The organism is Burkholderia sp. Ac-20384 (assembly GCF_017104605.1).
In the GTDB taxonomy this organism is placed as follows: domain Bacteria; phylum Pseudomonadota; class Gammaproteobacteria; order Burkholderiales; family Burkholderiaceae; genus Burkholderia; species Burkholderia lata.
The window spans coordinates 15,359-38,632 of record NZ_JAAGPE010000037.1 but is presented as its reverse complement, the minus strand read 5'-3'; the positions used below and the strand labels follow the sequence as shown (position 1 = coordinate 38,632).

Genomic DNA, 23,274 nt, shown 5'->3' with positions numbered 1-23,274 from the left:
ATCCAAACCGTTCAATCGCCGCATTGTAATTTTGCTGAAAGTCTTGTCGCGCAACGCTTTCCGCCCGGCGGCGCGGGCCCGTTCTCCATGCAGCGCACGTCGTCCCGCCTGCGCATGGTGCGAAAAACGGGCTGCGCACGGGGTGCGACAATCCGCCGCTATTGCGGTCGCACAACAAATGTGCTTGATATCGCTTGCCGGTCTTCTAAAGTGAAAAGCGCGGGTTCACGATCACCTGTAAACGCATAGCTAACCCAAGCCTGGTGCCCGCAAGCCTGGAGACAGAACATGATGAAGCGTACCGGTATCCTTTTTGCCCTCGTCGGCGCATTTTGCGCGGTGTCGATTGCCCAAGCCGGCGGCGATTCGGCCGTCAAGCCGAAGCAGGAAATCCAGTTGACGAAGAACGCATGGGGCTGCCTGTCGAAAGACAATCTGGACTCCGTACTGAGCCACGAGCGTGACGGCAAGTCGCAGGCGAAGCAGCAATACTTCGACGACTACCGTTGCCTGTCGGTGCCGGAAGGCCAGCGCTTCCGCGTGGTGTCGGTCGACCAGGGCGACGTGCAGTTCGTCAGCGCCGACAACAGCGACCAGCAGGGTCTCTGGACCGATTCGCGCTTCGTCAAGCAGTAACCGTCCCTTCATCGCGCCGTCACACGACGCGCGAGCGCGCCGGCCCGATGAGCCGGCGGCGCGAATCGAACACGGCCCGGCACATGCCGGGCCGTTGCGCTGTGGCTGGCCCATGAAGTGGCGCATGACACGCGCCGGACGGCCAGCATTCGGTATCATCACGGCCCGACCGAACCGAATGCCCGCCCGGGCCGCATCCGCATGGCGCTGAAATCCACGATCTACAAAGCCGAACTGCAAATCGCCGACATGGATCGGCATTACTACGCCGATCACGCGCTGACGGTGGCACGCCATCCGTCGGAAACCGACGACCGGATGATGGTGCGCATCGTCGCGTTCGCGCTGTTCGCGCACGAGCGGCTCGAATTCTGCAAAGGGCTGTCGGACGTCGACGAGCCCGATCTGTGGCAGAAGGACCTGACCGGCGCGATCGATGTCTGGATCGAAGCCGGCCAACCCGACGAGCGGCGCATCTCGAAGGCAGCCGGCCGCGCCGGGCAGGTCACGGTGATCGCATACGGCGGCAAGACTTCGGATATCTGGTGGCAGGGCGTGCGCAGCAAGGTCGAGCGGCTGCGCAACGTGCAGGTGCTGTCGCTGAACGACGGTGTCGCGGCCGCGCTCGGGAAACTCGCGGAGCGCACGATGCGCCTGCAGTGCACCGTGCAGGACGGCGCCGCGTGGATCTCGAGCGCCGACCACGATCCGGTGGCGGTCGAATGGACGGTGCTGAAGGCGCGCGCGGACGCGTGACGGCCCGCGCGCCGGCCGCGTTCAGCCGATCGCGGCCGGTGTCCCCTTGAATTCGAGCATGTTGCCTTCCGGGTCGAACAGGTAGATCGACGGCCCGTAGCCGCCTGCGCCGTAGCGCTCCGCGGGCGCGCCCGGCCGTGCGCCATGCGCGGCGAAATGGGCGGTCAAGGCGTCGGGATCGAACGGCTCGACGCGCAGGCACAGGTGATCGAGATTGCGTCCCGTGCCGGGCGGGCCGCTGTCGGGACGGTCGATCGGGCCGCCGACCGACAGCAGGTCGATCAGCGCGTCGCCGGCACGCAGCTGTACCAGGCCCAGATCGGGCTGTTCCTTCTCCACATGGCAGCCGACGGCGTCGCAGTAAAAGCGCGTCATGGCAGCCATGTCGGTCACGCGCAGCACGATGTGATCGATCGCGCGGATGGTCGGTTTCATGGGCAGGCTCTCCTTCGCAGTCCACGAGGATCGAGTGTAGACGCATCGCGCCTGCGCCGCCGGCCGGAACGCGGCACAATCGACGGACGAAAAAAAGCCCGTTCACGCAGAGCGGAACGGGCTTAATCCATATCAGGAGGAGACATGGAGGAGACAGTTCCAACTATACACACGGCGATGGTGCGACGCAATATTTCGAATGCAAAAAAACGTCAGGACGGCGATTTGTCGCATCTGCGGTGCAGCAAAATGGTGACGGGACGATGACGAAATCGGCGCTGTAACGGCCGGCGCGCGCGTTTTGTCAGATTTATTTTCGGTCGATGCGCCCCCGATTATCCGGGGCGAGTCAGAGCAAGAATCACAGAGCAAGATTCAGGGCGCGACGGCACGTGCCGATGTCTAGAGTAGGCACCATCTACACTAGAGAGTGCGAGGTTCAGATGAAAACCGCCTATCCGACCGATGATGCCCGCTGGGGCGCCGTCACCAAGCGCGATCCGCATGCGGACGGCGCGTTCTTCTATGCCGTGAGCACGACCGGCGTGTTCTGCCGCCCGACCTGCGCGTCGCGGCAGCCGCGTCGCGAAAATGTGTCCTTCTTCGCCGATCCGGCCGCCGCGCGTGCGGCCGGCTTCCGGCCCTGCAAGCGCTGCCAGCCGGAAGGGCTGCCGCGCGAGCTCGAGATCGTCAACCGCGCGTGCGCGGTGCTCGACGCGCATGCCGAACGGCTCACGCTGCAGCAACTGAGCGATGCCGTACACGTGAGCCCGTTTCACCTTCAGCGGCTCTTCAAGCGCGTGGTCGGCGTGTCGCCGCGGCAGTACCAGGCCGCGCAGCGCGGCGCCGCGCTGCGGCAGGCGCTGCAAAGCGGGCAGCCGGTCACGCAGGCGGCCGTCGACGCGGGCTTCAACTCGCCGTCGCGGCTCTATGCGTCGGTGCCGCGCGAACTCGGGATGGCGCCGTCGGCGTTCCGCCGCCAGGGTGCGGGTCTCAGGATCGACTATGCGACCGCGTCGACATCGCTTGGCACGGTGCTCGTCGCCGCGACCGAGCAGGGCATCTGCCGGATCGCATTCGGCGACGAACCGGCCGCGCTCGTCGGCGAGCTGAAGGACGCGTTCGCGCGGGCCGAACTGGTCGAAGCGTCGGCACGGCTCGCACCGTTCGTCTCGCAGATTCGCGCGTACCTGGACGGCACGCGTCACGCATTCGACCTGCCGCTCGACATCGCGCCGACTGCATTCCAGCAGCGCGTATGGGAGGCGCTGACGCATATTCCGTACGGCGAAACGCGCAGCTATTCGGAGATCGCCGAGGCGCTGGGTTCGCCGCGCGCGGTACGTGCCGTCGCGTCCGCGTGCGCGTCGAACCCGGTCGCGCTCGCGATTCCGTGCCACCGCGTCGTACAGAAGGGCGGCGCGCTTTCCGGGTATCGTTGGGGCGTGCGCCGCAAGGCGACGCTGCTCGCGTCCGAGGCGCGGCATGTGAACGACGATCAAACCGAGTCCGTTGCGGAGGGCAGTGCAGTTTGAGCATCGCAAAAACAACGATTACGTCCATCGTGAACGGCGGCCAGGTGCCGCCGTCCGCGCAAATGGAGCTGCGCTTCAATGCGCCTTACGACTGGGCGCGCGTGCTGCGCTTCTTCAGCGGGCGCGCGATTCCGGGCGTCGAGCAGGTGGCGGACGGCGTGTATCGACGCATCGTCGACCTGCACGGCGACGCCGGCCGGCTCACGGTCGCGAAACATCCGCGCAAGCATTGCCTGGTTGCGACGGTCGAAGGCGCGGTCGCGCGTCATGTCGATGACGCGTTCGCCGCGCGTGTCGCGACGATGTTCGACCTCGGCGCCGATCCGGCCGCCATCGGCAGCGGGCTCGCGCGCGATCCGTGGTTCGCGCCGCTCGTCGAGGCCGCGCCGGGGCTGCGCGTGCCGGGCGCATGGTCGGGGTTCGAGCTGGCCGTGCGCGCGATCGTCGGCCAGCAGGTGAGCGTGAAGGCCGCGACGACGATCGTCGGCCGGCTCGTCGAGCGGGCCGGAGAGCGAGTGGTTCATGAAGACGACGGCGCGCCTGCGTGGCGCTTTCCGACGCCCGATGCGCTGGCCGCCTGTGACCTCGACAAGATCGGGATGCCCGGCAAGCGAGTGGCGGCACTGACGGGCGTGGCGCGCGCGGTGGCGGCCGGCGACGTGCCGGTCGATCGCGAGCATGCCGATCTCGCGACGCTGCGCAGTGCGTGGCTCGATCTGCCCGGTATCGGCCCGTGGACCGTCGAATACATCGCGATGCGCGCGTGGCGCGATCCGGACGCATGGCCGGCCTCCGATCTCGTGCTGATGCAGTCGATTACCGCGCGCGATCCCGCGCTCGACCGGCTCGCGACCCAGAAGCACCGCACTGAGGGCTGGCGGCCGTGGCGCGCATATGCGGCGCTGCATTTGTGGAATGAAGTGGCCGACCGGGCGGGCGGTGCGCGCGGCGGTTGAGGGCGACGGGTGATCGCTGGGGATCGCGGCCGGGTGCGACGTCGCCAGGCCGCGATGCATCTTGTTGCGCAGGTCGTGCCGACATGTGCAGCCTACCTGCCGGACGCCGGACGCCGGACTCCGGACTCCGGACTCCGTCACCGACACGGACACGGACACGGACACGGACACGGACACGGACACGGACACGGACACGGACACGGACACGGACACGGACACGGACACGGACACCGACACCGACACCGACACCGACACCGACACCGACACCGACACCGACACCGACACCGACACCGACTCCGACACCGACACCGGACATTAGCCGTCACGGCAATTCCGCGCATCCGTCGCCCGCAGGCTGCCGGTCGTGCGATGCCCACTTACCCCTGCTTTCCGCCGTCGGTTTGGCAGCACGGTTGCACCTGCCACCACCCGTCCGCGCGTCATCTTCCATCGGACGAATTCGCGTAACCGGCGCGCCCGTTGCCGCCGCATGGAACCGGTGGCAGAGGTGACGACCGCCGCGACCGGCCCGTCCGGCGGCCCGCTCCGGCCCGCGCACCGTGCCCGGAGCCACCTCAAGCGCGTGTTTCGGCGAGATGTTAAAGTGCCCGCTACCAACGAAGCGACCAACAATCCAGCCGGCCGCGCGCGGCGTTCTGCGCGCGGCCGTCACGCACTTGCGTCTCCATGTCGAACACCATGACTCACCGCCAGTCCGAACTGCTGCTGAATCGCCTCGAAGCGCTGAGCTCGGGCCCGACGCGGCAGCATCTGCCCGACGGCCTGCGCGGCATCGAAAAGGAAAGCCTGCGCGTGACGCGCGACGGGATGATCGCGTTCACGCCGCATCCGCGCGCGCTCGGTTCGGCGCTCACGCATCCGTCGCTGACGACCGACTATTCCGAAGCGCTGATCGAGCTGATCACGCCCGCGGAAGGCGACGCCGCGATCACGCTCGAACGTCTCGACGATCTGCATCGCTACGTGTATGCGTCGCTCGGCGACGAGATGCTGTGGAACGACTCGATGCCCGGCCTGCTGCCGGCCGACGACCAGATCCCGATCGCCGACTACGGCACATCGAACATCGGCCGCCTGAAAACGGTGTACCGGCGCGGCCTCGCGTATCGCTACGGCCGCACGATGCAGTGCATCGCCGGCATCCACTACAACTACTCGCTGCACGAGGAAGTGTGGCGGCGCCTGCATGCGGAAGAGGGCTCGACGGCCACGCTCGTTGACTACCAGTCGGAGCGCTATCTCGCGCAGATCCGCAACTTCCGCCGCCGCAGCTGGCTGCTGATGTACCTGTTCGGCGCGTCGCCCGCGCTCGACACGAAGTTCCTGCGCGGCAAGCCGCACAGGCTCGACACGTTCGACGCCGATACGCTGTACTTGCCGTATGCGACGAGCCTGCGGATGAGCGATCTCGGCTACTCGAACACGACCGCCCAGGCCGCGCTGCACGTCGACTACAACACGCTGCCCGGCTATCTCGATGCGCTGTCGAAGGCCGTGAGCGAGCCGTATCCGGCCTACGAGGCGATCGGCACGCATCGCGACGGCGAGTGGATCCAGATCAACACGAACGTGCTGCAGATCGAGAACGAGTTCTACTCGACGATCCGGCCGAAGCGCGTCACGTACTCGGGCGAGCGGCCGCTGCATGCGCTCGCGTCGCGCGGCGTGCAGTACATCGAGGTGCGTTGCCTCGACATCGATCCGTTCGAGCCGACCGGCATCGCACTGGAAACCGCGCGCTTCATCGACGCGTTCCTGCTCGCATGCGCGCTCGACGAAAGCCCGGCGCTCGATTGCCCCGCGTACAAGGAAGCGAATGCGAACTTCGGCAGCGTGACGATGGAAGGGCGCAAGCCGGGGCTTACGTTGCAGCGCGACGGCCAGCCGGTCACGCTGCAAGCGTGGGCGGACGACCTGATGGCCGATATCGAAACCGTCGGCCGTCGTCTCGACGAAATCCGCGGCGGCGACGAGCACGTGCGCGCGATTGCCGCGCAACGCGAGAAGCTCGCCGATCCGGACCGCACGCCGTCCGCGCACGTGCTGCGCACGATGCGCGAACGCGGTCAGTCGTTCCTCGGGTTCGCGCTGGCGCAGAGCGAAGCGCATGCCGCGCATTTCCGCGCGCATCCGCCGTCGGCGGATACGCTGCGCACCGAGCAGGCGCTTGCCGCGAAATCGCTGGCCGAGCAGGCCGAGCTCGAAGCGAAGGAGGCCGGATCGTTCGACGCGTTCGTCGCGGCCTATCGCGCCTATACGTTGAACCGCTTCAGCGTGTAATGCCTGGCGCATGTGCACCGCGTCGGTCGGCGCGGTGCATGCTGCGTATCTCCGTCGCCGGTCGGGGCGCTCCGTTGTGCGCTCGATCCGGTTCGATCAGCCGTCAATGGTGTGCGTAGGTGCCGCGATCGATCGTGTGCGGCAGCACCGGCTTGCCCGATTCCGCGTTTGCCCCGCCTTCGCTGCCGTAGCCGGCGTCCTCGCCGCGTGCCTGTGCGGCACGGCGCATGATCGCCTGCATGTTGTCCGGAAAGTCGGGACTGCTGGCGAGGCTCGTCCGATAGCCGGCGGCCTGCAGCTCCACGAGTTCCTGGCGGACCTCGGCGCGCGTCAGCGTCGACGCGGCCTGCGCGTGAGCGGCGAAGGCCGCGCCGATCAGCACGCATGCGCATGCCGCCTGTTTCATCGTCTTCATCGTGTTCACTCCGTGAGGTTCCGGTGCCGTGCCTGCCGTGGCCGGCGCGGGCGGAATCGATGCGACCAGTCTAGGCTTCGGACGCCAAACGAAACATCCCGCCCGCCGTCAGGTACCTTTGCCGCATGTGCAACATTGCGCGGGTGAGCCGCTCGCGGCGGGCTTCCTGCCGAACGAGACAGCGGGCTGCCCGCTGCCGGTCAGCGTGTGGCGGCGGGTTCGTATCGGGTCGGCACGCATCGGGCTTGTCCCCCTTGTACAAGCGTCGCGCGCCTCCTAACCTCTTTTAAGCGACCGATCGGTTGGCCGTGCGACGTCGTTGCGTGCGCAAGCGCCTGATCTCGGTCGTGACCGCAGGACATCGCCTTGTACCGAACCCGGGGCATCCCGATGCCAGCTTGGGTCGACTCTGGAGACACGATGAACCCCACCGACGCCCTACCGCCCGGCATCGTCTTCGCACAGCCGTTGACGCCGGTCGCCAACTCGCTGCTGCTGTCCTTCCTCGTCGCCGCGATTCCGATCGCGGTCGCGCTGATCGCGCTCGGCGTGCTGCGCCGGCCCGCATGGCAGGCGTCGCTCGCCGGGCTCGTCGCCGGCCTCGCGGTCGCGATCGGCGCATGGGGCATGCCGGCCGGGCTCGCGTTCAACGCGGTCGGCGCGGGCATGGCGCTCGCGGTCGTGCCGGTGATGTGGATCGTCTTCAACGCGCTGCTGCTGTACAACATCGCGGTGAAGTCGGGCCGCTTCGACCAGTTCCGGCAGTGGATGCTCGACAACCTGCCCGACGACCGGCGCCTCGTGCTGCTCGTCGTCGCGTTCTCGTTCGGATGCCTGCTCGAAGGGATCTCGGGATTCGGCACGCCGGTCGCGATCACGAGCGCACTCCTGATCGCGCTCGGTTTCCCCGCGCTCGAAGCGCTCACCTATACGCTGCTGTTCAACACGGCGCCGGTCGCGTTCGGCGCGCTCGGCGTGCCGATCACCGTGCTCGGCGCGGTCACGTCGCTGCCGCCCGCGACGCTCGCGCAGATGGTCGGCCGACAACTGCCCTTCTTCGCGCTGCTGCTGCCGTTCTACGTGGTCGGCGCGTACGGCGGGCTGCGCTCGATCTCGAAGCTGTGGCCCGCGCTGCTCGTGTCGGGCGGCAGCTTCGCGATCGCGCAGTTCGTCACGTCGAACTTCCTCGGCTACCAGCTCACCGACGTGCTGTCGTCGCTCTCGTCGCTGATCGTCACGATCGGCTTCCTGCAGGTGTGGAAGCCGCAGCCCGATCCGCAATACGCGCTCGCGCGCAGCGTGCCGGCAACGGCCGGCGCCGCGCGCGCGGGCTTCGGCGGCTGGCTGCCGTGGCTCGTCGTGTCGGTGGTCGTGATCGTGTGGGTGCACGCGAACATCGCGGCGATCGGCGACGTGAAGATCAAGTGGCCGGGCCTGCACAACGCCGTGTTCGTGTCGCTGTATCACAAGCCCTATGCGGCGATCTGGGACTTCCAGCCACTCGGCACGGGCACCGCGATCCTGGTCTCGGCGATCATCACGGCCGCGCTGACGCGCACCGGCGTCGGCGCGTTCTTCGAATGCGTGGTCAAGACCTGGCGGCAGACGTGGATCGCGATCGTCACGGTGATGATGATCGTCGGGCTCGCGTACCTGCTGAACTACTCGGGGATCAGCTACACGCTCGGCACCGGCGTCGCGTCGACCGGCGCGCTGTTCCCGCTGGTGTCCGCGTCGCTCGGCTGGATCGCCGTGTTCCTGTCCGGTAGCGACACGTCGGGCAACGCGCTTTTCGGCAACCTGCAGGTCGTCGCCGCGCGGCAGCTCGGCCTCGACCCGGTGCTGATGGCCGCGACCAACTCGTCGGGCGGCGTGATGGGCAAGATGATCTCGCCGCAGAACATCGCGACGGGTGTGTCGACGACGGACCTGAAAGGGCAGGAAGGTGTCGTGTTCGCGCGCACGTTCTGGCACAGCGTGATCCTCACGCTGCTGCTCGGCGTGCTCGTGTTCCTGCAGCAGCACGTACTGACGTGGATGATTCCGGCACTGCCGAAGTGATGTGAGCGCAACGACAGAAGGAAGGCACGAGGAAAAACGAGGGAAGGCGCGGGAAAAGCGCCACTGATGTGCGGTACCGGCGAACGCGCGGCGGTTCAGCGCGCGTTCGCCCGCCGCGCCGTTCGTCCTGCTTCATCCGCCGCGGCCGCGTCGCTGCCGGCCGGCAGGATGCACGCGAGGAATGCGTCGATCGCGGGGCTCTGGCGGCGCGCCTTCAGGTAGTACACGTATTCGTCGATCGTCGTGTCGACGCCGCGCAGCGCGATCACGCGCAAATCCGGATGACGTTCGGCCTCGCCGAGCGGAAACAGGCTGCCGCCCACGCCGTGCAGGATCGCCTCGCGGATCGCTTCGCGGCTGCCGATCTCGGCCACCGAGACGGCCGCGACTCCGGCCGTTTCGAGAATCGTCTCCGTGCAGCGGCGCGTGACCGAGCCTTCTTCGCGAATCAGCAGTCGTACATCGGCGAGCTGCGCCGGATCGATCGCGTCCAAACGCGCGAGCGGATGGTTGCGGTGCACGACGAGCACGAGCGGGTCGGTCGAGATCACCTTGCGTTCGAGGCCGTCGGCATCGTTGCGCTGCGACGAGACGGCGAGGTCGATGCGGAATTCCTGCAGCGCCTGCAGGATTTCCTCGGAGTTGCCGATCCGGCACGTGAGCGCGATCGACGGATGCGCGTTCGAGAAGCGGCCGACCGCGTCCATGATGTAGTACGGCCCCGTCGCACCGATCCGCAGGTGGCCTTCGAACAGGCCGCCGACATTGCGCAGCATGATGTCGGCCTGCGCCTCGAGCGCGATCATCTTCTCGACGAGCGGCAGCAGCTCGATGCCGGTATCGGTGACCTCGAGCTTGCGGCCGCTGCGGTAGAACAGCTCGACGCCGTACACCTGCTCGACCTGCCGGATCTGCGCGGCAATCGTCGGCTGGCTCACGCCCAGGTGGCGCGCGGCGCGCGTGATGCTGCCCTGCCGGACGGTCGCGTGGAACGCCTTCAGCTGATCGAACACGACTCGGCTTCTCCCCTCTGTATCGCGCGTCAGCGTAGCGCATGCGTGTGTCGGCCGGATGAAAGGCGCGTCGTGTGCCGCTTCGAAAAAATTCTTGTGGGTAACCAAAAGAAACCTGCGGTAACCGGTCACGGCCGGGACACGCCGATGCGGGGTAATAACGGCAACGCACCACCGCCGGCCCCGCTCGACCGGCGCCCCACTCCTACCGACAACAGGGTTCTCTTCATGTCTTCGAACAATCGACGCGATTTCCTGCGCCTCGCCGCGCAGTCGGCCGGCGCGATGGCCGCCTACGCGGGCTTCCCGCCCGCGATCCGCAATGCGCTGGCGATGCCGGCCGCCTATCGCACGGGCACGATCCGCGACGTCGAACACGTCGTGATCTTCATGCAGGAAAACCGTTCGTTCGACCATTACTTCGGCGGGCTGCGCGGCGTGCGCGGCTTCAACGATCCGCGCCCGCATCTGCTGCCGAGCGGCGCACCGGTGTGGCAACAGCCGCCCGCATCGGTGTTCACGAAGAACTACCATTCGCGCGGCCTCGATCCGTCGGCGCCGTACGTGCTGCCGTTCTACCTCGATCCGAAGCAGACGACCGAATTCCAGCCGGGCACCAACCACGGCTGGAGCAGCGGCCACCTGTCCTGGAACAACGGCCAGTGGGACCAGTGGGTGAACCAGAAGCAGGACGTGCTGACGATGGGCTACCTGAAGCGCCAGGATCTCACGTACCACTACGCATTGGCCGACGCGTTCACGATCTGCGATTCGTACTTCTGTTCCGCGCACGCCGACACCGCGCCGAACCGCATCTACCTGTGGACCGGCACGGTCGACCCGCGCAACATCTACGGCAATCCGCCGAACGGCCCGGGCATCGGCGAGCGCGACGACGTGAACGGCTATACGTGGACGACCTACGCGGAACGCCTCGAAAACGCGAAGATCAGCTGGAAGGTGTACCAGGGCGGCACGGGCATCCCGGGCGACCCGACCGACAACTACACCGACAACTCGCTGATGTTCTTCAAGCGCTTCCAGGTGAAGGAAGGCGCGAGCGGCCCGCTGGTCGACAAGGGCGCATCGGACCACACGCTCGCCGAGCTGAAGGCCGACGTGCAGGCGAACCGGCTGCCGCAGGTGTCGTGGATCGTGTCGCCGTACAAGTACAGCGAGCACCCGCAGGCCTCGCCGACCGACGGCGCGTTCTACATCAACATGGTGCTCGAGGCGCTGACGTCGAACCCGGAAGTGTGGGCGAAGACGGTGTTCATCCTGAACTACGACGAAAACGACGGGCTGTTCGACCACGTCGTGCCGCCGGTGCCGCCGGTGACGAGCGGCGTGGGCGGCCAGGGCATCGTGTCGTCGAACCTGCTGTCGAATCTTGGCGACGAGCTGCTCGACCTGAACAAGTACCCGGGCGAAATGAGCCCGCTCGTGCCGGGCGCGGACCCGGGCGGCATCCAGCCGATCGGCCTCGGGCCGCGCGTGCCGCTGATCATCATCTCGCCGTGGACGAAGGGCGGCTGGGTCTGCTCGGAGACGTTCGACCATACGTCGGTGCTGCGTTTCCTCGAAGCGCGTTTCGGCGTGAAGGAGCCGAACATCAGCGCGTGGCGTCGCTCGATCTGCGGCGACCTCACGTCGGCATTCGACTTCTCCGCGCGCCCCGACACGCGCACGGTGAGCTTCACGGTGCCGCAGCACATCGCGACGGCCGGCCAGGCGTACCAGGTGCCCGCGCAGCAGTCGATGCCGGCGCAGGAGCCCGGTACGCGTCCGGCACGTGCGCTGCCGTACGAGCTGTTCGTGCACAGCCGCGTGAGCGGGCACGACGACAGCGTGTCGCTCGACTTCGCGAACACCGGTGATGCAGGCGCCGCGTTCTACGTGTACGACCGCCGCAACCCGACGACGCCCCCGCGCCGGTACGCGGTGTCCGCGCACGACCGTTTCGTCGACACGTGGAACACGTCGGCCGCACGCGGCGACTACCATCTCGCGGCCTACGGCCCGAACGGCTATCTGTGCGAGTTCCAGGGCAACACGCGGCTCGCGGCGGACGGCCGCCACGCGAACGCCGAAGCGCGGATCGGCTACGACGTGCGTAACCGTCACGTGTACCTGCAACTGCGCAACAGCGGGCGCGCGACGTGCCGCGTGACGGTCGACAACGCATACAGCCACAAGCATGCGCGGACCTACACGCTGGAGCCGGGCGAGCGTATCGAGGATCACTTCGAGCTGTCGTCGAGCCACGGCTGGTACGATCTGACGATCACCGCGACGACGCTGCGCGGCGGCGACGACAAGGTCGTGCGCCGCTTCGCGGGCCACGTCGAGACGGGCCGGCCGAGCCACAGCGATCCGGGGCCGGTGAAGCACACGACGGCCTGACCGTCGGCACGTGTCGCGCGAGGCGGGCGAGGTCGGCCCGCTGCGCGTCACCCCGCCTGCCGGTTGCGTCTTGGTTGCATTCCGGCAGGCGGAATTGGTTTTTGGAAACTGAAAACTGTTGACAATGTGTCAGGCCGAGGGTATATAAGGATCATTCGCCGATATGGCGCCCTCGCTTTCTACCGCAGCCTTGCTGCCTGCCCGACCATGACAGCCCCGAACGCGCTCAGCGCCATCGAACTCCTGCAAAGCCAGTCGCTCGCGATGATCGTCCAGGACATGCTCGAGCGCGCGATCGTCTCCGGCGAATACGCGCCTGGCGAGAAGCTCAACGAAGTCGAGATCGCGACCAAGCTGAACGTGTCGCGTGGCCCCGTGCGCGAGGCGTTCCGTGCGCTCGAACAGGCCGGCCTGCTGCGCAACGAGAAGAATCGCGGCGTGACGGTGCGCGTCGTGCCGCTGCGCGAGGCCGAGGAGATCTACGAAGTGCGTGCGATGCTCGACGAGTCGGTCGCGCGCGCGCTCGCGAAGCGCATCTCGCCCGACACGCTGAAGGTGCTGAAGGGCATCATCCAGTCGATGAAGGACGCCGCGAAGACGCACGACGTCACGCGCTACACCGAGCTGAATGTGCAGTTCCACGACGCGATGGTCGTCGGCGTCGGCAATACGCACCTCACCGATACCTACCGCCGGCTCGTGCGCCAGCTCGGCCTGCTGCGCCAGGCCGCGATCGAGGCCGAGGAGGATGCGATCGCCGTGTCCGCCGCCGAGCACGACAAGATCGTGCAGGCGCTTGCGGGCGGCGACGGGGAGCAGGCGGTGGCGCTCGTGCGCGAGCACCTCTCGCACGGTCTCGAGCGCATGCGCCGCACGCACGAGCAAGGCCTGCCGGCGGCGGGCAAGGCGGCGCGGGAAAAACCCGTGCGCGCGTAAGCGCCCGGCAACGCTCGCGCGGATTGCCGCGTACAGCACAAAGCACAAAGCAAAGGGACGCTTCGCAGCGTCCCTTTTTCATTGCGTCTTCAAGTCACGCAGGCCCTGCAGATCAACGCAGCGTCACGCCTTGTCGGCCTTCCCGGCCGCGCTCGCGAATTTCGCGAGCCACGTGTCGACAACGGCCGGCTGCCGGCTTTCGTCCTCCGCGCGTTCCTTGCGGCGGATCGCATTGCGCACGACGTGCGCACCGACATAGCGGATCGGCTCCGGCGGGAACGCCCCCAGCGGGCCGCGCACGATCGGGCTGCGCGTCCACGCGTTGTCGAGGCCGAGCACGAGCGACGACAGGATCTGCCCGCCCATATAGGTCGGCCCCACGCCGTTACCCGAGTAGCCGAAGCCGTAGAACACGTTCGGTGCGTCGTCGAGGCGGCCGAAGAACGGGAAGCCGGTGACCGAGCGATCCGACGGCCCATTCCAGCTCGCCGTGACCGGCACGCCCGCGAGCGATGGAAAGAACTCACGCAGGCTTTGCGTGAGCTGCGCCTCGTACGGCGACCGCCGGTCGAACACGTGCGCGATGCGGCTGCGCCACGAGAACGTGTTGCCGCCCTTGCCAAGCATCAGCCGCCCGTCGGCGGTGGTGCGGTAGTAGTAGACGAAGATCCGCGAATCGAGCACGGATACGCCGTCCACGAGCCCGGTTTTCTCGAGCAGCTCCGGGCATTTCTCGGTGATGACCATGTCGCTCGACACGACCGCGATCGTGCGCTCGAATTGCGGGAAGCGACTCGCCATCCACGCGTTGATCGCGAACACGAGCTTGCCCGCGCTCACGCTGCCGGACGGCGTGCGCACGACGGCCGGCTGCCCGGGCGTGAAGTCGAGCATCGGCGTGCGTTCGTAGATCCGGATGCCCATCGCGAGCGCGACGCGGCGCAGCCCGCGCACGAGCTTGCCGGGATGCACGGTCGCTGCGATCGGCGAATAGACGCCGTCGAGATTGCGAGCGGACCCCGAGCGGCGCGCGACTTCGGCGGGCGGCAGCGGCTCGTAGCTGTGGATGCCGCACGCGGCGAGCGCGTCGAGTACCGGCGCGAGCGTGCCGACCTGCGCGCGTGACGTCGCGGTGTACAGCGTGCCGTCGAGCCGCAGCTCGGCATCGATGTCGTGCGCGCGGCAGAAATCGGCGATGTGCTGCACGGCCGCTTCGGATGCCTTCACGAGCCGGATCGCCTCGGCTTCGCCGAACAGCCGCCGCAGCGTCAGGAATTTCGCGGACCACGTGAGCAGGCAGCCGCCGTTGCGACCGCTCGCGCCGGCGCCGCACAGGTCGGCCTCGACGATCGCGATGTCGAGCGCGGGGTTCTGCTGCTTCGTCTGGATTGCCGTCCAGAGCCCGGTGAAACCGCCGCCGACGATGCACACGTCGGCCTGCGTTTCGCCTTGCAGCGCGGGGGCGAGATCGCCGTCGTTGAACAGCGCTTGTTCGATCCAGAAGGGTCGCATGGGAGGGGTCTTCGAAAAGGGGCCGTGTCGCGCACGGCCCGAAGCAACCGGCCGCCGCATGCGAACGTGCATGCGGCGGGGACCATCACGTCAGGTCGTAGTGCATCACGTCACACTGCCGCTTCGGCCGACACGCGGCGCACACCCATCGCGCGCAGCGTGTCGGCGATCGCGGCGACGGCGCCCGGGATGCCGGCTTCGCCGAAGTGGCCGATGCAGCCGACGCGGAACGTCTCGACCTCGGTCAGCTTGCCCGGATACAGGATGTAGCCGCGCTGCTTGACCTCCTGGTAGAACCGCTTGAAGTCGTAGTTCGGATCGTCCGGCGCATGGAACGTGACGATGATCGGCGCCTGGATCGCCGGATCGAGGAACGGCCGGAAGCCGAGCGCGAGCATCCCGTCGATCAGCGCGCGGTAGTTGCGCTGGTAGCGGCCGCCGCGAGCAGCGAGCCCGCCTTCGTCGACGTATTGCCCGACGGCGGCGTCGAGCGCCGCGACCACGTGCGTCGGCGGCGTGAAGCGCCACTGCGTCGTGCGCTGCATGTAGACCCACTGGTCGTACAGGTCCATCGCGAGCGAGTGGCTGTTGCCTTCGCAGCGTTCGAGCGTGCTGCGTTTCGCGATCACGAAGCCGAGCCCCGGCACGCCTTCGAGGCATTTGCCGGACGCGGCGATCACCGCGTCGAACGGCGTCGTGCGCGCGTCGATGTCGATCGCGCCGAACGAGCTCATCGCATCGACGATCAACGCGCGGCCGTGCTTCGCGACGACCAGCGCGATGTCGTGCAGCGGGTTCAGCACGCCGGCGCCCGTCTCGCAGTGCACGAGCGCGACGTGCGTGATGGTCGGATCGGCGACGAGCGCGCGTTCGACGTCGGCCGGATCGACGCGGCGATCCTCGCTGTAGTCGATCGTCGTCAGCTGGCGGCCGAGCACGCGGCAGATCTTCGCGATGCGCTGGCAGTACGCGCCGTTGTTCGGCACGAGCACGTGGCCGTCGCGCGGCACGAGCGTGCCGATGGCCGCTTCGACCGAGAACGTGCCGCTGCCTTGCAGCGGGACGCATTCGTGCGTGCCTTCGCCGTGCACGATCTGCAGCAGGCGTTCGCGCAGCCGCGCGGTGATCGCGTTGAAGTCGCTGTCCCACGATCCCCAGTCGCGCAGCATCGCGTCGCGCGTGGTGTCGGAGGTCGTCAGGGGGCCGGGGGTGAGCAGGATGGGCTGGGCGGCGAGCGTCATGGTGTCTCCTTGATGAAGTCGGGACGTCACGTGAATGCGGCTAAAAAGTCAGTGGCGATGCGGGTTGCGCCAGGCCTGCGTGCGGCGCAACAGTCGATGCGAGATGCACGCGAACAGCACGCAGGCGAACGACGACGTCGCGAGCACGAGCGTGGCCATCGCGGCGGCCGGACCCATCTGGCCCGCGTCGTCGAGGTTCAGGATCGCGACCGAGGCGGGCTGCGTGTCGGGCGAGTAGAGGAACGCGACGGCCGAGACCGTCGTCATCCCGTTGACGAACAGGTAGCGCGCGATCAGCAGGATCGCGGGCAGGCACACGGGCACGGTCACGCGCAGGAAGGTCTTGTAGAACGGCACCTTCAGCGACGCGGACACGGCCTCGAACTCGCTGTCGATCTGCCTGAGCGCGGTGACGGCGGTCAGGTGGCTCGATGCGTAGTAGTGCACCACCGTGACGATCGCGAGCAGCCACAGCGAGCCGTACAGCCCGTTCAGCGGGTTGCCGGGCGCGTTGAACAGGAAGATGTAGCTGATGCCGAGCACGAGCCCCGGCACGCCCATGGGCAGGATCGCGCAGAGCGCGATGAAGCCGCGCAGCCAGCGCGCGCCGCGCGTCTTCTCGATCAGGTATGCGCCGCCGAACACGACGATCGTGCCACCGAGCGCCACGGTCGCGGCCATCCGCAGGCTGTTCTTGTACGCGTCGAAGATGCCGGCGCCGATCAGCCCCATCTTGTAGTGCTGCAGCCCGAGGCTCATCTGGTACGGCCAGAACTTCACGAACGACGCGAACACCGAGATGCCGACCACCGCGATGAAGAACGCGCACACGATGCCGCAGTACGCGAGCATCGCGGCGTCGAAGCCGCGCGACGGCTTCGGCTGGTACGGCGTCGAGCGCGCGCCGAGCTGCGACTGCTGGCGGCGGCGGATGAAGAAGTCGACGCCGAACGCGACGAGTGCCGGGCACAGCAGCATCAGGCTCACGACCGCGCTGCGGTTGAAGTCCTGCAGGCCGATGATCAGCTTGTAGATGTCGGTCGACAGCACGTTGTACGAACCGCCGATTACGACCGGCACGCCGAAGTCGTTGATGCACATCGTGAACGCCACCATCGTCGCGCTGATCAGCCCGTACTTCGCGCCCGGCAGCGTGATCGTGAAGAACTTGCGCATGCGGCGCGTGCCCATCGCGTCGGCGGCCTCGTAGAGCCGGCCGTCGGCGAGCGACAGCGCAGTGACGAGGATCATCAGCACGTGCGGGAACGACGCGTACACCATGCTCAGCACGATGCCCGGCAGCCCGTAGATCGAATGGCCGTGCAGCAGCGGCTTCAACAGCCCCGCGTTGCCGAACCAGTAGATGAACGACACCGCGGACAACAGCGTCGGCGCGAGCAGCGGCAGCAGCGCGACGGTACGCGCGGCGTTCTTGAACGGCATGCACGAGCGGGTCAGCGCATACGCGAACGTGAATGCCATCGGCACGACGATCGACGTGACGAGCGCGCCGACCGTCAGCGAATGCAGCATCGAGCGCAGCACGCCGCTGTCCTCGAGATACTCGATGAAGTTGTGCGCGCCGACGAAGCGCCCGTCCGCATCGACGAAGCATTTCTGTACGACGAGCGCGAGCGGCAGCAGCAGGAACATCGACATCAGCGCGGCCATCGCCAGCAGCGCGAGCTGCGCGATGCGGTCGTGCCAGTGCGTGATCTGCCGCACGTCGGCGGGGGCGGAGGCGCCGCGGCGGCGCTCGGTCAGGACGGTGCTCATTGCAGTCGCTCCTTCGCGCTCGGGAACACGCGGACATGCTCGCGATCGAGCGCGAGGTCGATGCGCGCGCCGGCCTGCACGCCGGTGCGGTCGACGTCGTGATACGACAGGTCGGCGACGATCTCCTGGCCCTCGAGCCCGTCGATCCGGAAGCTCACGCGGCAGAACGCACCGAGGAATTCGAGCTTCTCGACGCGGCCGGCCAGCACGTTGTCGGCCGTCTCGCCCGGTACGCGGATGCGCAGGTCTTCGGGCCGCACGTAGACCGACACCGCCGCGCCTTGCGCGGGGCGTGCCGTGCCATGACGGCAGTCGAGGCCGACCATGCCTGCGCGCAGCGTGCCGTCCAGCGCGACTTCGGCGGGAATCATGTTGACGCGACCGATGAAGTCCGCGACGAACGGCGACGCCGGCTGCCGGTAGATTTCGAGCGGCGTGCCGATCTGCTCGATCACGCCGTGGTTCATCACGACGATGCGGTCGGCCATCGACAGCGCTTCCTCCTGGTCGTGCGTGACCATGATCGTCGTCACGCCGAGCCGCTGCTGCAGCGCGCGGATCTCCTGGCGCAGCCGCACGCGCACCCGCGCGTCGAGCGCCGACAGCGGCTCGTCGAGCAGCAGCAGGCCGGGGGAGGTGGCGAGCGCGCGCGCCAGCGCGATGCGCTGCTGCTGGCCGCCGGACAACTGGCCCGGATGCTTGCGATGGCTGTCGGGCAGGCCGACCAGCGCGAGCAGCGTGTGCACGCGCTCGTGGATCGCGTCGCGCTTCATCTTGCGGTTCACGAGCCCGTACGCGACGTTGTCGTACACCGTGAGGTTGGGGAACAGCGCGTACGACTGGAACACGATCCCGTAGTCGCGCAGTTGCGGCGGCAGCCGCGAGATGTCGCGGCCGTCCTGCATGATGTGGCCGGCGTTCTGCGTCTCGAGCCCCGCGATGATCCGCAGCAGCGTGGTCTTCCCGCAGCCGGACGGCCCCAGGAAGCAGATCATTTCGCCCTTCATCACGCTCAGGTTGATGTCGGTCAGGACCTGCGTGTCGTTGTACCGCTTCTCGATGCGTTCTGCGCTCAGATAAGGTGCCATGCGCGCCTCCATGCTGGGGCGGCCCGGGGGCCGGATTCGACGATAGGAAGGGTGGCGCGGGGCGGCGCGCGGCGCGGCCCCGCGGCGGGTCGCGACGTTACTGCTGTGCCTTCGCGCCGTAGCGCTTCTGCCATGTATCGAGAATCGACTGGCGGTTCTTCGCCGACCACACGAAGTCGTTCTTCACGAGCAGGTCCGAGTAGTTGTCGGGGATGCCGGCCAGCTTCCGTGCGACGCCCGGATACGCGACGATTGCCCACCAGCGCGCGGTGATCTGGTTCGCGTCCTTGCTCGCCATGAAGTCGGCCAGCTTCTTCGCGGCGTCGGGCTGCTTCGTCGTCTTCATGATCGCGGTGCCTTCCATGTCCCAGCCGAGCCCTTCCTTCGGGAACACGAGATCGATCGGCGCGCCCTGCGACTGCAGTTCGTGGCCGCGGAACTCGAATGAGATGCCGATCGGGAATTCGCCGGTGCCGGCGAGCGTGCAGGGCTTCGAGCCCGAGTGCACGTATTGCGCGACGTTCTTGTCGAGCGCGTCCATGAATTTCCAGCCTTTGTCGTCGCCGAAGGTCTGCAGCCACGCGGTCACGTCGAGATAGCCGGTGCCGGATGAAACCGGGCTCGGCATCACGATCGCGCCTTTATAGACGGGCTTCGTCAGGTCTTCCCACGACGTCGGCTTCGGGATGCCCTTCGCCTGCGCGGCGACGCGGTTGTAGCAGATCGTCGCGCCCCACACGTCCATGCCGACCCAGTGCGGCGGCGTGTTGGCGTCGCTGTACTTGCGCGTGAGCTGGTCGAAGCCCTTCGGCGTGTACGGCATCAGCATCCCTTGCAGGTCGAGCAGCGTCAGGCTCGATGCGGCGAGGCCGAGCACGACGTCCGCGCGCGGGTTGTTCTTCTCCGCGAGCAGCTTCGCGGTGACCGAGCCGGTCGAGTCGCGCACCCAGCGGATCTCGATATCGGGGTTCGCTTTCTCGAACGCGTCCTTGTAGGGCTTCATCGCCTCGTCTTCCAGCGCGGTATAGACGAGCAGCGACGTCTTCGCGTGCGCCGCCTGCACCGCGCCGAGCGCGACCGCCGCGGCCAGCGCGAAGCGGGCCGCGCCCGCCGCCCATGCGTTCAAACGCTTGTTTACCGGCACTTCGTTCATCTTCAGACCCCTTGACTGTGGCGCCGCGGCACGCGGCGGATGAGTGGAGACCAGCCCTCTTGCTGCTGCGTTGTTTTGCTTTCTGTTCTCTGCATGTTGTTGACAATCTACAAATCATCAATTTTAATGTCAAGCATGGAAAACACCTCCCTTCGGCGCGACGCGGGCGCCGACGGCTCTACCCTTCGAACTGAAAGGATTGAACGTCATGATTGAAACGCCTGTATCCGTGGAAGTGAACGGCCGCCGCTACAACTGGATGAGCCGGCCCGTGGTGGTCGTCTGCGTCGATGGCTGCGCATACGAATATCTGGAAGAAGCGGCCGAGGCCGGCGTCGCGCCGTTCCTGCGCACGCTGCTGAAGCCGGGCACGGCGCTCAAGGGCGAGTGCGTGGTGCCGAGCTTCACGAACCCGAACAACCTGTCGATTGTTACCGGCGTGCCGCCGGCGATCCACGGGATAAGCGGCAACTACTTCTACGATCGCGACACCGGCGCCGAGGTGCTGATGAACGATCCGAAGTACCTGGTCGCACCGACCGTGCTCGCGACGTTCGCGGAGCAAGGCGCGAAGGTCGCGGTCGTCACCGCGAAGGACAAGCTGCGCCGCCTGCTCGGCAAGGGGCTGAAGGGCATCTGCTTCTCGTCGGAAAAGGCCGACGAGGCGAGCATCGAGGAAAACGGCATCGACAACGTGCTCGAGCTGGTCGGCAAGCCGGTGCCGAGCGTGTACAGCGCGGACCTGTCGGAATTCGTGTTCGCGGCCGGCGTGCGCCTGCTCGAGACGCGCCCGATCGACCTGATGTACCTGTCGACCACCGACTACGTGCAGCACAAGTGCGCGCCCGGCACGGAAGGCGCGAACGCGTTCTACGCGATGATGGACAAGTACCTGCAGCGCCTCGACGAGCTCGGCGCGATCGTCGCGATCACGGCCGACCACGGGATGAACGCGAAGCACGACGATGAAACCGGCGAGCCGAACGTGATCTACCTGCAGGAGCTGTTCGACGAGTGGCTCGGCGAGGATGCGGCGCGCGTGATCCTGCCGATCACCGATCCGTACGTCGTGCACCATGGCGCGCTCGGCTCGTTCGCGACCGTCTACGTGCCGGCGACGGCCGACGCCGAGGCGCTGCGCGCCCGGCTTGCCGCGGTCGACGGCATCGAGGTCGTGCTGACGGGTGCCGAGGGCTGCGCGCGCTTCGAGCTGCCGCCGGCGCGGATGGGCGACCTGATCGTGATCTCGAAGCAGGACGTCGTGCTCGGCACGCGCCGCATCAAGCACGACCTGTCGGGCCTCGACGTGCCGCTGCGTTCGCACGGCGGGATCTCCGAACAGATCGTGCCGCTGATCTTCAGCAAGCCGGTCGCCGGCGACGTGTCGGGCCGCGCGCGGCTGCGCAACTTCGACATCATCGACATCGCGCTCAACCATCTGCAGTGATGCGCACGCATCCGTAAGGGGACACTCATGAACGCCATTGCAGCATCGACGGACGTCCGCGAGATTCGTCGCGAAGCACTGCGAATCGATGGGGAACGGATTCATCGGGACGCGGTAATCGAAGTGCGCAACCCGTACGACGGCTCGCTGGTCGGCACCGTGCCGAAGGCGACGCTGGACGACGTGCGGCGCGCGTTCGCGGCCGCGCGGGCCTATCGGCCGACGCTCACGCGTCACGATCGGGCCGCGATCCTGCGTCGCGCGGCCGACATCGTGCGTGCGCGCACCGCGGAGATTGCGGCGCTGATCACGGCCGAGGCCGGGTTGTGCATCAAGGATTCGACGTACGAAGCAGGGCGCGTGGCCGACGTGCTGACGTTCGGCGCCGGCGAAGTGCTGAAGGACGACGGGCAGATCTTCTCGTGCGACCTGACCCCGCACGGCAAGAAGCGTCGCGTGTACACGCAGCGCGATCCGCTGCTCGGCGTGATCTCGGCGATCACGCCGTTCAACCACCCGATGAACCAGGTCGCGCACAAGATCGTGCCGTCGGTCGCGACCAACAACCGGATCGTCGTGAAGCCGTCGGAGAAGGTGCCGCTGTCGTGCTACCTGTTCGCGGACATCCTGTATGAAGCCGGCCTGCCGCCGCAGATGCTGCAGGTGCTCACCGGCGACCCGCGGGAGATCGCCGACGAGCTGATCACGAACCCGGCGATCGACCTGATCACGTTCACGGGCGGCGTGTCGATCGGCAAGTCGATCGCGTCGCGGATGGGCTACCGTCGCGCGGTGCTCGAACTCGGCGGCAACGATCCGATCATCGTGATGGAAGACGCCGATCTCGACGAAGCGAGCACGCTCGCGGTGTCGGGCTCGTACAAGAACTCGGGGCAGCGTTGTACCGCGATCAAGCGGATGCTCGTGCACGAGTCGGTGGCCGATCGCTTCACGGAACTGGTGGTCGAGAAAACGCGCGCGTGGTCGTACGGTAATCCGGCCGATCCGTCGGTCGACATGGGCACGGTGATCGACGAGGCGGCCGCGAAGTTCTGCGAGCAGCAGGTGAACGACGCGATTGCACGCGGCGCGCGGCTCCTGGTCGGCAACGTCCGCAACGGCGCGCTGTATTCGCCGACGGTGATCGATCGCGTGACGCCCGACATGCCGCTGGTGAAATACGAAACCTTCGGCCCCGTGTCGCCGATCATGCGCTTCAGCGACATCGACGAAGCGATCCGGATGTCGAACAGCACCGACTATGCGCTGTCGTCATCGGTCTGCACGAACCGCTTCGACAACATCACGCGTTTCATCACCGAGCTGGAAGTCGGCAGCGTGAACGTGCGCGAAGTACCGGGCTACCGGCTCGAACTGACGCCGTTCGGCGGCGTGAAGGATTCGGGGCTCGGCTACAAGGAAGGCGTGCAGGAAGCGATGAAGAGCTTCACGAATACGAAGACGTATTCGCTGCCGTGGTAAGTGGCGTGTAAGCCGCGCGCACCGGTTTCGCGGCCGGTGCGCGCGTTATTCGATCGGCTCATATCGATAGCCGATTTGCGTTTTTGCCGGGCCTCGACGCGTCGGTAGAATTCGCGGACCTCTCGAAC

The 23,274-nt window shown here is 67.2% G+C and carries 19 protein-coding genes; 11 read left to right on the top strand and 8 right to left on the bottom strand.

The window, feature by feature from the left end; translation table 11 throughout:
• Positions 1-288: 288 nt before the first annotated feature.
• Both G3O00_RS10170 and G3O00_RS10165 read left to right on the top strand, forming a co-directional pair.
• Positions 289-636, top strand: a complete 348-nt coding sequence (locus G3O00_RS10170; RefSeq protein ID WP_011353606.1) for a hypothetical protein — start codon at positions 289-291, stop codon at positions 634-636.
• A 201-nt stretch (positions 637-837) separates the two neighbouring features.
• On the top strand, positions 838-1,392 hold the full coding sequence (locus G3O00_RS10165) for a YaeQ family protein (RefSeq protein WP_039364653.1): 555 nt from the start codon (positions 838-840) through the stop codon (positions 1,390-1,392).
• Positions 1,393-1,413: 21 nt separating this feature from the next.
• Here G3O00_RS10165 and G3O00_RS10160 read toward each other — a convergent pair whose 3' ends face one another.
• Complete coding sequence (locus G3O00_RS10160; RefSeq protein ID WP_206142889.1) at positions 1,414-1,827, bottom strand: VOC family protein; 414 nt, start codon at positions 1,825-1,827, stop codon at positions 1,414-1,416.
• A 443-nt stretch (positions 1,828-2,270) separates the two neighbouring features.
• Between G3O00_RS10160 and ada the strand changes: the two genes are divergently transcribed.
• The 4 genes from ada to gshA all read left to right on the top strand — a co-directional run bounded on the left by ada (position 2,271) and on the right by gshA (position 6,619).
• Entirely contained in the window at positions 2,271-3,362 is a 1,092-nt protein-coding gene (gene ada, locus G3O00_RS10155) for a bifunctional DNA-binding transcriptional regulator/O6-methylguanine-DNA methyltransferase Ada (RefSeq protein ID WP_206142888.1), read from the top strand.
• Complete coding sequence (locus G3O00_RS10150) at positions 3,359-4,318, top strand: AlkA N-terminal domain-containing protein (RefSeq protein ID WP_206142887.1); 960 nt, start codon at positions 3,359-3,361, stop codon at positions 4,316-4,318. Before ada ends, G3O00_RS10150 begins: the two co-directional genes overlap by 4 nt.
• Before the next feature lie 85 nt (positions 4,319-4,403).
• Entirely contained in the window at positions 4,404-4,637 is a 234-nt protein-coding gene (locus G3O00_RS10145) for a hypothetical protein (RefSeq protein WP_206142886.1), read from the top strand.
• Between the two features lie 368 nt (positions 4,638-5,005).
• Entirely contained in the window at positions 5,006-6,619 is a 1,614-nt protein-coding gene (gshA, locus tag G3O00_RS10140) for a glutamate--cysteine ligase (protein WP_206142885.1), read from the top strand.
• A gap of 103 nt (positions 6,620-6,722) precedes the next feature.
• Here the strand turns inward: gshA and G3O00_RS10135 are convergent, their stop codons facing one another.
• The gene (locus tag G3O00_RS10135; RefSeq protein ID WP_206142884.1) at positions 6,723-7,034 is read right to left on the bottom strand and encodes a DUF4148 domain-containing protein; all 312 of its coding nucleotides are present in this window, start codon (positions 7,032-7,034) and stop codon (positions 6,723-6,725) included.
• A 420-nt stretch (positions 7,035-7,454) separates the two neighbouring features.
• Here G3O00_RS10135 and G3O00_RS10130 point away from each other — a divergent pair, with 420 nt between their 5' ends.
• The gene (locus tag G3O00_RS10130; protein WP_174933742.1) at positions 7,455-9,095 is read left to right on the top strand and encodes an L-lactate permease; all 1,641 of its coding nucleotides are present in this window, start codon (positions 7,455-7,457) and stop codon (positions 9,093-9,095) included.
• A 95-nt stretch (positions 9,096-9,190) separates the two neighbouring features.
• Here the strand turns inward: G3O00_RS10130 and G3O00_RS10125 are convergent, their stop codons facing one another.
• Positions 9,191-10,108 carry a LysR family transcriptional regulator gene (locus G3O00_RS10125; RefSeq protein ID WP_206142883.1) on the bottom strand — a complete coding sequence of 306 codons (918 nt, stop codon included), beginning with the start codon at positions 10,106-10,108 and terminating at the stop codon, positions 9,191-9,193.
• A gap of 228 nt (positions 10,109-10,336) precedes the next feature.
• Between G3O00_RS10125 and G3O00_RS10120 the strand changes: the two genes are divergently transcribed.
• The gene (locus G3O00_RS10120; protein ID WP_174933747.1) at positions 10,337-12,511 is read left to right on the top strand and encodes a phospholipase C, phosphocholine-specific; all 2,175 of its coding nucleotides are present in this window, start codon (positions 10,337-10,339) and stop codon (positions 12,509-12,511) included.
• A gap of 207 nt (positions 12,512-12,718) precedes the next feature.
• On the top strand, positions 12,719-13,447 hold the full coding sequence (locus tag G3O00_RS10115; RefSeq protein WP_174933749.1) for a phosphonate utilization associated transcriptional regulator: 729 nt from the start codon (positions 12,719-12,721) through the stop codon (positions 13,445-13,447).
• A 123-nt stretch (positions 13,448-13,570) separates the two neighbouring features.
• Here G3O00_RS10115 and G3O00_RS10110 read toward each other — a convergent pair whose 3' ends face one another.
• The 5 genes from G3O00_RS10110 to G3O00_RS10090 all read right to left on the bottom strand — a co-directional run bounded on the left by G3O00_RS10110 (position 13,571) and on the right by G3O00_RS10090 (position 20,217).
• Entirely contained in the window at positions 13,571-14,959 is a 1,389-nt protein-coding gene (locus G3O00_RS10110; protein ID WP_206142882.1) for an FAD-dependent oxidoreductase, read from the bottom strand.
• A gap of 110 nt (positions 14,960-15,069) precedes the next feature.
• Complete coding sequence (locus G3O00_RS10105; RefSeq protein ID WP_206142881.1) at positions 15,070-16,200, bottom strand: 2-aminoethylphosphonate--pyruvate transaminase; 1,131 nt, start codon at positions 16,198-16,200, stop codon at positions 15,070-15,072.
• A gap of 48 nt (positions 16,201-16,248) precedes the next feature.
• Positions 16,249-17,976, bottom strand: coding sequence for a putative 2-aminoethylphosphonate ABC transporter permease subunit (locus G3O00_RS10100; protein ID WP_206142880.1), 1,728 nt, complete (start codon positions 17,974-17,976; stop codon positions 16,249-16,251).
• Positions 17,973-19,064: a putative 2-aminoethylphosphonate ABC transporter ATP-binding protein gene (locus G3O00_RS10095; RefSeq protein ID WP_206142879.1), complete on the bottom strand. Its 1,092-nt coding sequence runs from the start codon at positions 19,062-19,064 to the stop codon at positions 17,973-17,975. Before G3O00_RS10095 ends, G3O00_RS10100 begins: the two co-directional genes overlap by 4 nt.
• 97 nt (positions 19,065-19,161) lie before the next feature.
• Complete coding sequence (locus G3O00_RS10090) at positions 19,162-20,217, bottom strand: putative 2-aminoethylphosphonate ABC transporter substrate-binding protein (RefSeq protein ID WP_174933759.1); 1,056 nt, start codon at positions 20,215-20,217, stop codon at positions 19,162-19,164.
• Positions 20,218-20,425: 208 nt separating this feature from the next.
• Between G3O00_RS10090 and phnA the strand changes: the two genes are divergently transcribed.
• Together phnA and phnY are read left to right on the top strand one after the other, a co-directional pair.
• On the top strand, positions 20,426-21,664 hold the full coding sequence (gene phnA, locus G3O00_RS10085; RefSeq protein WP_174933761.1) for a phosphonoacetate hydrolase: 1,239 nt from the start codon (positions 20,426-20,428) through the stop codon (positions 21,662-21,664).
• A 27-nt stretch (positions 21,665-21,691) separates the two neighbouring features.
• Positions 21,692-23,146, top strand: coding sequence for a phosphonoacetaldehyde dehydrogenase (phnY, locus tag G3O00_RS10080; RefSeq protein WP_206142878.1), 1,455 nt, complete (start codon positions 21,692-21,694; stop codon positions 23,144-23,146).
• The last annotated feature ends 128 nt before the right edge of the window (positions 23,147-23,274 follow it).